At 58.7% G+C, this 14,865-nt stretch carries 9 protein-coding genes; 1 reads left to right on the top strand and 8 read right to left on the bottom strand.

Annotated elements, in window-relative coordinates; all coding sequences use genetic code 11:
• Positions 1-16: 16 nt before the first annotated feature.
• A complete protein-coding gene (locus RDL66_RS00565; protein ID WP_308534546.1) occupies positions 17-4,672 on the top strand; it encodes a lectin like domain-containing protein in 4,656 nt (1,551 codons plus the stop codon).
• A gap of 179 nt (positions 4,673-4,851) precedes the next feature.
• On the opposite strand, the gene RDL66_RS00560 is transcribed toward RDL66_RS00565, so the two are convergent.
• The 8 genes from RDL66_RS00560 to RDL66_RS00525 form a co-directional block, all read right to left on the bottom strand.
• Positions 4,852-5,601, bottom strand: coding sequence for a SprT family zinc-dependent metalloprotease (locus RDL66_RS00560; RefSeq protein WP_308534545.1), 750 nt, complete (start codon positions 5,599-5,601; stop codon positions 4,852-4,854).
• A 250-nt stretch (positions 5,602-5,851) separates the two neighbouring features.
• A complete protein-coding gene (locus tag RDL66_RS00555; RefSeq protein WP_308534544.1) occupies positions 5,852-7,486 on the bottom strand; it encodes a cell wall-binding repeat-containing protein in 1,635 nt (544 codons plus the stop codon).
• Between the two features lie 195 nt (positions 7,487-7,681).
• Positions 7,682-9,538, bottom strand: a complete 1,857-nt coding sequence (locus RDL66_RS00550; protein WP_308534543.1) for a hypothetical protein — start codon at positions 9,536-9,538, stop codon at positions 7,682-7,684.
• On the bottom strand, positions 9,535-9,747 hold the full coding sequence (locus RDL66_RS00545; protein WP_308534542.1) for a hypothetical protein: 213 nt from the start codon (positions 9,745-9,747) through the stop codon (positions 9,535-9,537). Before RDL66_RS00545 ends, RDL66_RS00550 begins: the two co-directional genes overlap by 4 nt.
• A gap of 223 nt (positions 9,748-9,970) precedes the next feature.
• A complete protein-coding gene (locus RDL66_RS00540) occupies positions 9,971-11,620 on the bottom strand; it encodes an NAD(P)-binding protein (RefSeq protein WP_299294817.1) in 1,650 nt (549 codons plus the stop codon).
• Positions 11,621-11,662: 42 nt separating this feature from the next.
• Entirely contained in the window at positions 11,663-12,814 is a 1,152-nt protein-coding gene (locus tag RDL66_RS00535; RefSeq protein ID WP_308534541.1) for a thiamine pyrophosphate-dependent enzyme, read from the bottom strand.
• A 20-nt stretch (positions 12,815-12,834) separates the two neighbouring features.
• Entirely contained in the window at positions 12,835-14,193 is a 1,359-nt protein-coding gene (locus tag RDL66_RS00530; protein WP_308534540.1) for a transketolase C-terminal domain-containing protein, read from the bottom strand.
• 66 nt (positions 14,194-14,259) lie between these two features.
• Complete coding sequence (locus RDL66_RS00525) at positions 14,260-14,826, bottom strand: 2-oxoacid:acceptor oxidoreductase family protein (RefSeq protein ID WP_308534539.1); 567 nt, start codon at positions 14,824-14,826, stop codon at positions 14,260-14,262.
• Positions 14,827-14,865: the final 39 nt, after the last annotated feature.

The raw sequence follows: 14,865 nt of genomic DNA, 5'->3' as shown, positions 1-14,865 counted from the left end.
TAGCTCTAGGAAACACATGATGAAATTATCAAAGATAAAAGTGGGACTTGTCTCCCTACTAACCATTACGGGATTGTCTTTCAGTGCTTCAGTGCCCTCCGTGGCAGCAACTGATTCCAACACTGCACTGAATCCCAGTCTCAACGCGGACCTGACTGTAAACGAAGCTCCGCTGAACCCCAGCTTTTCCCATGACCGGAGCCGCACCCGCAGCTACTACAGATTCCCTAAGGCTTCTGGCAACCGTGAAAATGGTCAGCGTCAAGACCCGGTTAGGATCAACACCAACTACAACTTGTTGGGCGGTGCGCGCGCACCGATGCGTGCTAGCGCTCCGGCAGAGCTGCCGGCTCGTTATGACCTACGCGAACTGAATCGCTCTACCCCCGTGCGCGACCAGGGACCTAACGGCTCTTGCTGGTCTTTCGCCGCGAATGGCTCCGAAGAATCGATTGCGCTGTCTAAAGGGCTCGACTCGAACCCGGACTACTCGGAAGCCAATATGCGTAACACCCACGGCTTTGACTGGGGCCCCAACGACGGAGGCACCGAACAGGTCGCGGCGGCTTACTTGGCGCGCTGGAGCGGGCCTGTTGCCGAGCGGGAAGATCCCTACAATCCTTACTACTTCCGTTCTCCGGACAACCTGAGCCGGCTATTCGACATTGACGAGGTGCTTTACCTGCCGACGATGCGTTCGGGAGCGGACACCGAAACCATGAAGCGCGCCATCATGGACTATGGAGCGCTGTACACCACGGTCTACGGCGGCACGAACTATCTGAACTTCCGCACCATGGGTCATTACGACCGCGGCTACGGAACACCCAACCACGCTGTAACCATTATGGGCTGGGACGATAACTATTCCGCCTCAAACTTCTATTACCGTCCGCCGGGGAACGGCGCCTGGATTGTTAAGAACTCTTGGGGAGCGAACTGGGGCAACGACCACGGTTACTTCTACGTTTCCTACTACGACGGTGTGATGGGCAAAACCAATAACGCTGCCTTCGTCCTGAAGCCCAAGACCGAAAACGGCACCATCTGGTACTACGATCCGCTGGGCATGACCGGCACCATCGGGCAGGGCCCGACTGGTTGGTTCGCCAACGTCTTTGGTCCCACCAAGGAAAACGTGGACGTCAAGGAAGCCGGTTTCTTCGTGCCTTCCAACGGCGCCAGCTACGAAGTCTACGTGGACCCGAACTTTACGCCGTCGAAAGGTTTTGATACCACTCACCAGGTAGCTTCGGGTAACTTTACCTTTGCGGGCTACCACACGGTCGACCTCGACCCGCAAACCGTCGCGAAGGGCAGCAGCTTCGCCATTATGGTGAAGCTGACCACTCCGGGATACAACTACCCCATCCCGATTGAGCAGCCGCAGTGGGGCTATTCCTCACGCGCCACGGCTCGCTCCGGCCAGTCCTACATTTCCTACGACGGTAGCTCCTGGGGCGATTTGACCCGGTTCCGCGCCAATTCGAACGTAAGCTTGAAAGCTATCACCGTTCCGGCCGGTACCGCGCCGAAGCCGGGCGATGAAACCCGTGTCGACGGCATCATGCTCAATCCCTCCCAGCTGTCCCTGCAGGTCGGGTCCAGCGATACGGTACAAGCCACCGTCACCCCTGAAAACGCCACCAACAAGACGTTGAAGTGGTCCTCCAGCAATAGTTCGGTAGCTACGGTTGACGATTCCGGTAAGGTTAGCGCCGTTTCTGAGGGCAGTGCCACCATCACCGCGCAAGCGACTGATGGTTCAGGGATTTCCGCTTCGATGAAGGTCACTGTCACGGAACCGGCTCCTACGGTTCGCACCTTGAAACTGGTCGCCACTTTGAGCGCTACCCAAGTCGCGAAGAATAACGGTTTGAACGTGAACCTGGCGGTTAAGGATCAAGCGAACATTCCGGTGGAAAACACCAATGTGAGCGCGACGGTAACGAATCCGAAAGGCGTTTCGCGGAGCTTGAGCGGCACCACGGACCGCAGCGGTAAGGCTACCCTCAACGTGCCCGCCTCGCTCAACACGGTGGCCGGGAAATACACCCTCACCGTAGCGGTCGTGAAGGACGGCTACGAGTCGGCTCGCCAGTCGTTTACCTACACCGTTTACGAAAACAAGCCGAAACCTGACGATGGTGGTGTTGATCCCACCGCTCCCAGCTTAAAGGCGAAAGTTTCCGCAGACCGTTCTGTGGTAGCTCGCGGAGGAACCATCAACTTCTATGTCAGCACCTGGCAGCCGCGCCGTTACGCGGCGGGCGCTGAGGTAAAGGTGGACATCGTTGACCCCTCAGGTCAGGTCATTCACTCTGACCAGGGTAAGACGAACTACCAGGGGGCGACGACCTACAGCTACACCACGGCTCGTAACGCCGCACCGGGTACCTACCTGGCTCGTTTCACCACGAAACAACCCGGTTTCAACCGGGGCGTAGCGACGATGTCTTTCGATATCGTCAACCAAATCAACCCCTACACCCCGATGGTGTATTTCCAGTCGTCTTCGACCCAGTACGACTTCGGACAGCGGGCTCAGGTTTCGATTACGGCCCGCAACGCCTACGGCTACGCTCTGCCTTACGCGACCGCCTACATCAATGTCACCGGTCCTAATGATTTCAAGGCTAACCTGGTGAAAAGCACGAACTATTACGGCCAGACCTGGGTTTCCATCCAGCCGAATTCGGATATGAGCGAAGGGCGTTACAACGTCGAAGTCACCATCGCCGCGAACGGATACTACCGGGGCGTGGGTCACTATTCGGTAGTCTTTGGTTCCGAATATCCTCAGCCGGATCCGGTCGATCCTAATGATGGAAAACAGAAGATCTACAAGATGATTGAGACCGATGAAGCCGCGACTATGCTCGGTGAGCGTCTGGGCAAGGATGACTTCGCGCTGCTGGATATGCGTACCAAGGCGGAATACCTCGAGGCGCACATTGACGGTGCCGTGAACCGCGACTACTACGCCGATGGCCTGTCGGAATGGTTAGATACCCTCGATAAGGACAAGACCTACCTGTTGCTGTGCCGTACTCAGGTACGTAGCGGGGCCACCGCCAAACTCATGCAGGAAAAGGGCTTCAAGTACATTTACTGGATAAATGGCGGCATGACCAAGTGGCTCAACGAGGGTCGCGCTGCCGTGTTCCCCGAATACACGAAGTCTCTCGATATCGTGGCCTCCACCGATGCTCCGGCTTACCGGGCTGGGGACACCGCTAAGGTCAATGTCTTGGTCAATGATTTGGACGGCAACTACATCCGCAAGGCCAATGCCAAAGTCACCGTCACGGATCCCTCAGGTCGGTCTATTGCCTCCCAGGATTTGACGGTGAGTAACCGCGGTGAAGCCACCATGGATGTGAAGCTGCCGTTCAACGCCTCCAAGGGACTGTATCGCGTGGCGGTAACGGCCACTAAAGCCAACTTTGTTGACGGCAATGGTCTGGCCCTGTTCCGGGTCACCGCAGACGGTAAAGTCGAGCCCAATTCTGGGTTGGCCTGGTTGACTTTCGACCAGCGTGAAAAGCGCGGAGATTTCAAGGGATTGAAGCACACCGATGTGGCCTACGAATCCTTGACCCACCACTATGGCAAGAACTTCTTGCAATACCGGGTGAAGGACGCTTCGGGCCAGGTAAAGACGCTAGAGTCCCTGGTGGACCCGAACAAGACCACCGTGCTGATGTTCGGCTATCCGGGCTGCGGGGCTTGTGTGAACACCTGGAAGGAAATGGTCAAGCTCGACCATTCCAAGTACAACTTCATCGAAGTTGTAACTTCTGTGGCGGAAAATATGCAAGAGACCGTGAACATGGTTGACAATGTCATCTCTGAAAACGGGCTGGAAGCCATGCGTCCCCATATCTACTATGATGCGGTGGACACCATCTGGGCCGCCCGGGCGGACTTCCTGACCACGCCGAACACGCTGCTGTTGGACGCTAACGGCCGCTTGGTCAACATTGGCGGGTCCCAAACCGCGGCGTCCCTGCCGGCGTTTGTGGAGCGTACGTTTAGTGACAAGGCCGACCCTGTTGACCCCGACGACACCAAGCCGACTCCAGATCCGAACAAACCGACTCCGGATCCGACTGTGGATCCTGACGACCCGGGCGATAACGGCGGCGACACCGGTGAGCTCACCACGCTCAGCTACGCTCAGCGCGACGCTAACGGCGAGTTCTCGCACCTGTCGGGCAGCGACTTGGCTTACAAGATGCGCCGCGCCTACGCCAAGAATCTGAACGATTACACGATTCAGTCTCTGGACGGCAAATCGCTCAAGGTTAGCGACCTGGCTGACGGCAAGCGTCCGACCGTGGTGGCTTTGGGACGTCCCGATTGCTCGGCCTGCCAAGCCAGTTGGCGCCAGCTGCACGACATCAACAAGTCAGGGTTCAACTTTGCCGAAGTGATGTTGTCAGGGAATTCTTCCACGGTGCGCAACACGCTGAGCCGCTTGGGTCTGTCCGATATGGAAAGCGATTTCCATCTCAACGGCTACCCGCTGTTCAACGTGGTAGGACCCAGCTACGTGCCGGTGTTGTTCTTCCTCGACAAGGACGGCAACCTGTCTAACGTGGCCTACTTTGACTCCAACTCTCAGGTGTTAAAGATTGTCAAGAGTGTGAAAGGGACTTTGTCCAAGTAACCTCTGAGATTCTCAAATAGCGAAAGCCCCCGGCGGTACCCCGTCGGGGGCTTTGCTTTCAGCATTGGGTCCGGGTTAGGGGTTTGCTCATGGGTTTGGGCTGCGATGCGGCGCAGGATTACGTTTCGGGTTCGTCACAAGTGTGGTCACGGGTGTGGTCACGGGTGCCGTGAGGTTTTTCAAGCCGTGTGTTTGCGCCGGTTCAAAGCGCGGTGCAGCTGGCGTTCCTGGGGCAGCTTGGCAGACAGCAAAGCATGAAATTCGGGACCGTGGTTGGGGTGAAAATAGTGCGTGAACTCGTGCGCCACCACGTAGTCGAGGTATTTCGGGTCTTTCGCGCTCAGTTCCAGGTTGAACGTGAGTGCCCGCGTGCGTGGATTGCATGACCCCCACCGTGACTTCATACGTCTAATCCGCACCGTTCCGGGTTCTGTCTCGAAAGCCGCCGCCCACTTGGCCACTACCGGAGCCAGCCGGATTTCCAGAGACGTTTTGCACAATTTGTCCAAGGCGCGCTGGCGTTTTTCCAGCGAGGCTCCCACCGGTACGTTCAACACAATCGCCCCGGCGCCCACTTCCGCGACGGCACGAGCGCGGGGGTGGGGGTTTTCCACGACCTTGAGGGGAATGTCTTGACCCCACCACGCTACCGTCTCGCCATCCAACAGCTGAGGCTGCGCCGCTTGTCGCCGTGCGAACCGCTCCTGCTGTCGAACGATCCAGTCGGCCTGTTCGTGCAGGAAGTCCCGGGCCAGCGACATCGGCGCCCGCCAGGGGATAGAGAGATGGAACTCACCGCGTCCATCGATGCGTAGCCGCAGGTTCCGCACGTTTTTTCGCGTCAGGTACACCGGAGTGTCGCCCAGCCAGTACACGCCCTCATCGCGTACCCGACGGACTTTATTGTTGCTTCCGGCCTTAACAGACATCGCCCTATGCTACCCGACCGGCGGCAAATCCATGTTCTAAATCGACCTTTGTGGCCATATCAACCACCAACCCCGAGATAAAGACGGACTTCATCAATAATCTCGACTACCCGATGGCGGGGCAGAGCGAGCCGGCCTGTTCCCAGCCACCGCAAGCCCCACCCAAGGGCCAGCCACAAATAAGTTTCGGTGCCAGGCCAAGCCTGACACCGAAACCTAGGGAGATGAAAGGGAGGTTCCCCTAAAAGACTCAGTACTGTCCGAAGTTCTGGACCGTGTACACCCACTGGCGGCCGGTGGCCGTACCAATGCCGGTGCGGTTGAAGCGCCGATCCATCAGGTTGCGGTAGTGACCGGGAGAGGCCACCCAGGCCTTCGTGGAGCCCGCGGCGTATGCGGCCGGCTCAACATTGTAGAAGCCCACCATGTTCTCGCCAGCGAACTTCCAGCCTGCCGGGAACAGGTCCGCGTACTTCAAAGCGCCGTTGGAGTGTACAAACACATCCGTGCGGGCGACTTGCTGCGCCCAAGCGCGAGCCGCGTCATCCATCACCGGGTCGCGCGTCAAGGAAGGAATACCCGCAGCGTTACGTGTCGCGTTGATGGAGTTGAACACCGCGTCTTCACGAGCCTGGTCGGCCGGGGAGGGCTGCATCGAGTACTTGGTGTAAACCTGGGACACACCGGCAACCGGTGCTGCCGCTGCCGGCGCCTGTTGGGGCTGGGCAAAGCCGGCGGCGACATTCAAGACGTTGTCGGAAACCGCGCTGGCGTCCCCGATTGCGGTCACTGCCGGGTTACCGAAAGTCGTCACGAAGTCGCGAGTGTTGCTCCGCGCGTTGGCGGGAACCAGCAGTACCGGACCGTCACTCAACGAGCCAGAAATCAGCGGGTAAACCAGGTCAGTGCCAGAAGCCAGGTAAACGTGGCTGGCGTTGGAGAATACCGTCCGGTTGATAGCTTGAGCGGTCAGGTAACGATCCGCTCCGGCAATACGTCCGGTCGCAGCCCCGTTCGCCACCTGGCTGAGACGAGAACTGGGAACCACAGCTTCGCCACCCAAAGCTACGACCTGAGAGGCGCCCAGAGCTTTCACCGTGCTGGCAGCAGTGGCAATGTCGCCGCCGTTACCGCTGACGGTGATAATCGGGCCGTCACGCAACACCCCTGCCACAGCTGCGTCGGGGGAACCCAGACCGTTGGCGCCCATCGCGTCAGCGACGTAAACTTTGGCGTTGCCGTTGGGGTAGGCATACTTGGCAATGGCCGCCGCAGTAGCCACACGGTTCGGTCCTGCCAAACGGGTCACATTGGCGACTCCGGTGTAGGTGCTGAGTTGACCGGCTACATCGGCACTAATCGCACCTTCGCCACCAAGAACCACAACCTTGGAGGGGTGCAAACGCTTAATTTCGTTAAAGACATCGGCCGGGACATTACCCGAGGGCGGGACCAGCAAAATCGGGCCGTTGGGCAGCACGGAGGCCGCCAGTGCGTCAACCGGGTTATCGTTACGCGCCACATAAACTTCAGAGGCTCCACCGGGGAAAGCGGTACGAGAAATAGCAATCGCAGTCGCGGTAGGACCGCCGCCGCCGACACGGTTCGGCTTAGCGGGAGCGGAGTCACCAGGAGCCAAGGGCTCAGCAACTGAGGAATCATCTGCGCCGGCGCTTGCGGTCTGTTGGGGCTGACCCAACATGGGCGAACGGTTCAAATCGGGGCTACCAGCCAACATGGCGACAGCAACCATCGCCACGAGTGCGGTTCCGCCGACCAGAAAGCGCCCAAAACGCACGCGGCCATGCACCATCGGGCGCATCGCTGCGCCGATCTGCGAACCCTCGTTCGCCTTTACATCCATGTTTGGGGTCTTCGGTTTCATAATCCTTATTCACCTGTCCCTGTACCTTATTTGGTATCTCCAAGACACCACTTGTTCCCTCCAATAGTAACGTTTTAACCCCCTCGAACGGAAGAGTGTTTGCCCTGGATATCAATGAGAAATGCCTGAAAGACCGCAATTTGTTTGCTGTAGAATTAACTTTCCAAACGAGATAACCTGCAATTCTTCTAAGATTTATTTGCGTGTCATTTCGAACCGCTGAGAGTCCGCAAACACGATTTTGTGGTTAAGATTCATGTCATTGTTACGACATTTCAGGAAATAATCACCTTGCGAATAGTGTGCGTTCAGGAAATCGTCTGCCATATTGGCATAAACCGAATCTCGATTGTGTGCCTCGGGAATGTTGAACAGGCTGCCCCGGTTGCCCCACACGGTGACATGGTTCGCCGAACCCGGGTTCAGTCCCGCCTCCAGCTTGGGCACCAGGTCGTTGCTGTTTTCAAACGAAATCATGTGGATGTTTTCGGGCACCCGGCCCATCACCCCCGCCACCGGTGAACCGGCCGTAATCACCGAACGCACGTTATAGTGGCTGGTGAAGGACGGATCGGCCGCCAGGTTTGCCGCCACAATACCCGCTTGGGAGTGCCCCACCAGTTCCACCGGGGTCGCACTATCCACCCCCATGCTCTGCAGCGCCGCCGTGACCGCCCGCGCCGGACCGGTTTCCAGTCCCGCCACCGCTTCCGTATTCGTCAACATATCCTGAGGCATCCCCGAACCGGCGTCCCAACTCTCGGTGCCGCGCAAAATGACCCGCACTCCCTTCTGACCCGCGGCGTTGCGCCACCGTTGAATCTCAAAAGCGCCGTTGTCGCCGTAGGGGTCAATCGTGTTGGAGTAGCGGAACACGTCGCCAGGTTTTTTCGGAAAAGTTCGGGTAGCCCCAGCCGGACTTCCCTCCAACGTCCACCCCTGGCCCGCGCCTCCGCCTTGTACGCGGGGGTTGTAGTCTTGGGTCGCCAACAGTTTGCGTTCCAAACGTTGGGCTCGGTTGATTCCGATGAGCTTGCCGGTAGGAGTTTGGGGAAAGTTCGCCCGGCGGATGTCACGAGTCTCTTGCTGGCTGGCGGCAAACTTGGCATACGCACTCTGGTCATAGGTTCGCAGCCACAGTGCGGGCAGCTGTTCGCCGAAAGGCATAGTTTTTCGCGGCACGACACCGGTTTTTTCCAACACAGCCCTGCCGGTAAAGAACTGTATCGGTCCAAAGAGCAATATCCCGGCCACGGTGAGAGGGTCATCCCACTCGTAGGCATGAATCAGTTCTTGAGGAGTGACTTTGTCGAACCAGCCGTCAAAAGCGGCGTTCAGTTCCGGAGAATCCTCAAAGCCGGGGGTGTGCAGGATGGTGTTGCTGCCGTTGCCGCTGACCTGCAGCGTGTTTGATACCCCGTAGTACTGGGTTCCGAGCTTTGCCTGCATCCACGACAGGAATACCGCAGCCAGCTCCGTATCGCTCATCTGTTTCGTGCGGTACACCCGGCCATCCACCGTAAAACTGGCGGGGAAGTATTGTCGTAAAGCCAGATGTTGAGCTACCAGGTGCATCATAATCGTTTCAAAATCAAAGGCTCCGAACAGGTTTCTGAGGTCGTCCTCGGTCAGCTTATACATTCCCGTGGCCCGTTCGAGCTGTTGGAACAGCGACTCGATTTTTTGGCTCAGAGCCACGGTACCGCAGCTGCCTTGACACGCCAGCACCGCCGCGTCCTCGAACCGGACCCACGCCGATTCCAGGGCCGCCAGCAGCGGGCCATATTCGGCGGCGCCTTCCGGGGTTTCACACAACCTCACCAACCGGGCGTGCACCGTATAATATCGGTGCGCCAGGCGGGATTGCTCGGCCGGTATCCAGTGGCTCAACACGTCTAGGGCTTGCGCACTGTGCTGCAGGCTCGCCCCCATGCGTTCCATCTCATCGGTGTCCACGCACAGACCGGGCCCCCCGCCCACCAAAAAATCTTGGGGGTGGCCCACCACCGGACTGCGGTCATCCCCGATGGACACATCATCGAGCCAGCTCACAGCAGTGCCTCCAGACTGGCTTTCGCGTCCTCCAACTCGTTTATATAGTCGCCGAAAATTTCTAAGTCTCGAAGCAGGTCTCGCCACCGCTCGTTATAGCTTTCTGCCGCCAAACCCAACCACGTCCGGTTTTCGGCTCCAGAAAAATAAGCTACCGCCTGCGCGTGTTGCCGACTGAACAGTCCCCAGTAACACATCTGCGCCATCATCTTCCCCTTTTTTCACCGTCACCCGTGAGGCTCCGCACACCCAAGGTAACTGGAGAAACTGCCCCACCGTACTTGTGACAGATTTAAAAGTGGATAACCCCACCTGGCCGCGCTTGTGGAAAACCCGCAACACCCGGACTTTTGCGTGAAAAACCGCTAAAAACCCGCCGGCTCGGCCAAGTTTTTACAAAACCTTGACCGAGCCGGGACCCGCAAACCGGTTTTAAATATTTTCGGGAACCATCGAAATCGCCCCGCACGGGCATTCTTCGGCGCAGATACCGCAGCCCTTGCAGTAGTCGTATTTGAATACGTAATCGGTGGGTCGAATCTTGGTGATGGCGTTGTCCGGGCAGACCCCGAAACAGTTGTCGCACCCGAAACAGTTTCCGCAGCTCATGCAGCGGCGAGCCTCGAATACGGCCGATTCTTCGTCCAGGCCCTGCACGACTTCATCGAAAGTCGAGGCGCGGCGCGGCCCCTCAATCTTGTCGCGAATCCGGCGGGGAGCGTCCGCATAGTACCAGGTGTTCATATTTTTGATGGAGGCGTCGGGGGCTTTGTCCCCCGCCCGGTATTCCTCGCCGTGGAGATAGGCGTCGATACAGCGGGCGGCCTTCTTGCCGTGGCCAATGGCGATGGTGACGGTACGCTCGGAGGGCACCATGTCGCCCCCGGCAAACACGCCTTTCATCCCGGTCATCATGCGGGAATCGACCTTCACCACGCCTTTTTCAATCTCGATACCGGGGGCGTTCTCGACGATACCCAAATCGGTTTCCTGGCCCAGCGCCATAATGACGGAATCGGCGCCCAACTCCTCATACTCGCCGGTGCCGACCGGGAAACCGTCCTCGTTCAACACCATTTTTTCAATCTTGATGGCCCCGCCGTCCACGTGCTTAATTGTGGAGAGCCACTTCATCATGACGCCTTCTTCCTCGGCCTCCATGATTTCCGAATCGTGGGCGGGGGCGCGGTCGCGGGTCCGGCGATACACAATGATGGCTTCCTCGGCGCCCAGGCGTTTCGCGGTACGAGCCGCATCCACGGCCGTGTTCCCGCCGCCATAAATGACGACGCGGCGTCCCAACATCGGTTTTTCGTCGTTCTCCATGTCCGCCAACATATCCACCGCGTCCATGACTTTCGCGGAATCCCCGGCGGGAATGTCGGCGTGACGTCCCATCTGGGCCCCGATAGCCAGGAACACGGCATCAAAATCGCCGGCGACTTCAGCCACGTTCTCTACCTTCGAGTTGAACTCAAAAGTGACCCCCATGTCCGCGATGCGCTTCACTTCCTGATCCAGGATGCCGCGCGGCAGCCGGTAGGAGGGAATGCCAAACCGCATCATGCCTCCCGCCATCGGACCGGCGTCTCGCACCGTGACGGTGTGGCCCATCCGGCGCAGATGGTAGGCGGCGGACAGCCCGGAGGGACCCGCCCCCACGACCAGCACTTTCTTGCCGCTTTCCGGGGCGAGCAGGCCGACCGTCCACCCTTCCAGCAGGGCCTTGTCCCCCACGAAACGTTCAATCGCGTTGATACCCACCGCTTCGTCCACCATGCCGCGGTTGCAGGCGGTCTGACAAGGGTGGTAGCACACGCGTCCCATCACCGCCGGCAGCGGGTTGTCGGCCATCATCTGTTCCCAGGCCTGGCGATACTTGCCTTCTTCGGCATAAAACAGCCACCGTTGGCAGTTTTCGCCGGCCGGGCAAGCCTTGTTGCACGGCGGCAAGTTGCTCACATAGACGGGCCGTTCGGTGCGCCACGAACCGGTTTCGTTCTCAAGGGAAGAACCGACTTCGAGGGTGATCGCAAAAGGAATGGTCTCTTCCTTCTTCAGTTCAGCTTTGGCTTGTGTCATCTTCGTTTTCCTCTAACTTCTTCAATAGGTTCCGGGCGCCCGTTAGTCGGTTTCGGGTTCGTTGCTCACGTCCATTGCCTGCCGTCCGGGCAGCGCCGCAGCGAAACGACCGGCCGGATCGTCGGGGGCGCTCAAGATGCGTTCCCGCACGTCCTCGTCCAGCGAATCCATCTCAATCAAGCCGTACCGTTTAATATTGCGGTCCGCGATGGCTTGAATCCGTGCCAACACTTCATGCGAATCCGGCCCTTTGAACACGTGAGCAAAACGGCGCTGTGGCTTTAAGTACGCCTCGACCGGGGCGGGACGGCGAATCTTGGTGACGGAAGTAATCTCTCCGTTCTCCGCTTCATACACCGGAAACAGCCCGGTCTGAATGGCCAGACGAGCCAAGGTGACAGTCAGGTTCGAGTTCGAACCCCACCCCAACGGACAGGGCACCAAAACGTGCAGGTAGCGCGCCCCACGGTAGGTCATGGCCTTTTGCACCTTGTATTCCAGGTCACGCAAATCCGCGACGGTCGCGGTGGCGACATAAGGAATCTCGTGGGCCATCGCAATCCGCGGCATGTCTTTACCCTGGGTGAATACGTTACCGGGATGTTCACCGACCGGCTGAGTCGTCGCGGTACGTGCCGCCGGGGGGGTCGCGCCGGAACGCTGTACCCCGGTGTTCATATAGGCTTCGTTGTCGTAACAGATAAACAGGACGTCATCGTTGCGTTCAAACATCCCGGACAGGCAAGCCATGCCAATATCAACAGTACCGCCGTCCCCGCCTTGGGCGACGACGCGAATATTGTCCTTACCCATCGCTTTCAAACCCGCGGCCGCTCCGGCCGCCACGGCCGCAGCGTTGCCGAACAGGGAGTGCATCCACGGAATCGTCCACGCGGTTTCCGGGTACGGGGTGGAAAACACTTCCAAGCACCCGGTCGCGTTGATAGCCACCATTTTGCCGTTGGACGCGGCCGAAGCGGTATCGATAGCGTAGCGGGCTCCCAGCGCTTCGCCGCAGCCCTGGCAGGCGCGGTGTCCCGAAGTCAGGGAGTTTTTCCGGTTCGGGTCGGATTGCAAGGAACGCCACTGCAGGTCAGCCAAACGGTTACCCACCGCGAACGAGCCGACTTGATAGAACTTGACCTGTTCGCGAGCCGGAATTTCAGTTTGTGCAGATTGAGTGATTTCAGTCATTTTTTCTCCTCTGTTCCGGATTATTCAGCCTGATCGGGATCTACCGACACGGCGTCTTGCTTGATGGATGGGGAAGCCACGCGCGGGTTGCCGACCTTGTCCGCCTTGGGTTTCGGCCCGGACTCGGCAATTTTGGCGTTGGTGCGCAACACCCGTTCGCGTTGCACGTTGGTGGCAAAAGCGCCGGAGCGCCGGGTCGCGGCCTCCCGCTCCAGTTCCCCTCGCACCAGTTCCATATCCAGGTCCATAAAGGTCAGGGGCTCGAGGGTATCCGCCACGGCCTGATCCAGCATGGCGTGCAGTGAATTCTTGGTAATGTTGCGGCCACCCAGCCCGGCGATGACTTCATAACAGGTAAACGGCAGTCCGCGCATCGCCGCGCGCAGCTCGGAGGAAACAATCCCGCCAATCCCCAGCTGGAAAGCCTTTTCGACACACACCACGCGCTTCGCGTTCTGCAACACCTCGCGGATAGCTGCAAACGGGAAGGGCCGGAAGGACACGAGGGACATAATGCCGATTTTTTCGCCGTTCTCGCGCCGCTGGTCCACCACGTCCTTTAGCGTGCCGACCACGGAGCCCAGCGCCACGATGATGGTTTCGGCGTCCTCGCAACGGTAAGTGTGCAGCAGGCCGCCGGAATCTCGGCCAAAAATACTCTTAAATTCGGACTGGACCTGGGGGATGAGGTCCAGGGCCTGGAGCATCTTGTGGTGGGCGATGTAGCGCACCTCGGTGAAGGCTTCGGGGCCGACCATCGCGCCAATAGACAGCGGGTCGTCGGGGTCCAGTACCTGACGCGGTTCGTAGGGCGGCAGGAACTGTTTGACCTGTTCCGGTTCCGGCAGGTCGACCTGTTCGACCGCGTGGGTCAAAATAAAGCCGTCCATGCACACCATCACCGGAACGCTGAGTTCTTCCGCGATGCGGAACGCCTGTACGTGCAGGTCCGCGGCCTCCTGATTGTTTTCGGCGAACAGTTGTATCCACCCCGAATCGCGCTGGCTCATCGAGTCGCTGTGGTCATTCCAAATGTTGATGGGCGCGCCTATGGCCCGGTTCGCGACGGTCATCACGATGGGAAAACCCAGACCGGCAGCGTTATATACGGCCTCGACCATATAGAGCAACCCTTGGGAAGCGGTGGCGGTGTAGGAACGCGCCCCCACCGCCGAAGAGCCGATACAGGCACTCATGGCCGCAAACTCGCTCTCGACGTTGACATATTCGCAATGTTCCAGCTGCCCGGACTTCACCAGGGCGGATAGAGCCTCGACAATGTGGGTTTGGGGACTGATGGGGTAGGCGGCGACCACGTTGGGCTGGCAAGCCGCGACGGCTCGAGCGATCGCCTGGGAGCCTTCGATTTGTTTCAGCATTGTTTCTTCTTCCTTTTATTCTCAAGTCCGGGGCGCACCACATCGTCCCGGTACCGCTGGCATATCTCAGGCCATGTGTGCTTTCACGTATTCATAAGCGGCTGCGGCGGCCTCCACGTTGGAGTCGCCGACTTTGCCTTTGAACTTGCCGCGGATGGCGTCCTCAACCGATTCCAGTTTGATAATCCCGGTCAGAGCCGCCAATCCGCCCAGCAAAACTGCGTTCGGCAGGGGACGTCCCAGCTTTTCCAAGGCGATTTCAGAAGCGGGCATCGCCATAAAGTGACCCCGGGGCAGCTTCGCCTCCAGCTCAGGCACGCCCAGTTCGGCAGCGGTCTTTTGGGAGTTAACCAGCGCGTATCCGTCGTCTTTCAGCCCCGAAAACGGATCCATAATGGCCAGCAAGGTCGGGTCTTGCACGATGACAATGTCGGGATCCAAGATGGGTTCCCGGGAGCGAATTTCTTTATCTTCAATCCGGCAATAGCTCACGACGGGAGCGCCGGTCCGTTCCGACCCGAAAGACGGGAAGGCTTGGGCGTGGTGGCCGTCAGCGAAAGCCGCGTAAGCCATTAGATCGGAAGCGGTAACCACACCCTGACCACCGCGACCGTGTACTCGAATTTCAACCATGTTTCGAGCTTATGTTGTCCGCCCGGTTTTGTCCCGTTC

The organism is uncultured Mobiluncus sp. (assembly GCF_902488535.1).
Lineage (GTDB): Bacteria > Actinomycetota > Actinomycetes > Actinomycetales > Actinomycetaceae > Mobiluncus.
This window is presented reverse-complemented; position numbering and strand designations above follow the sequence as displayed.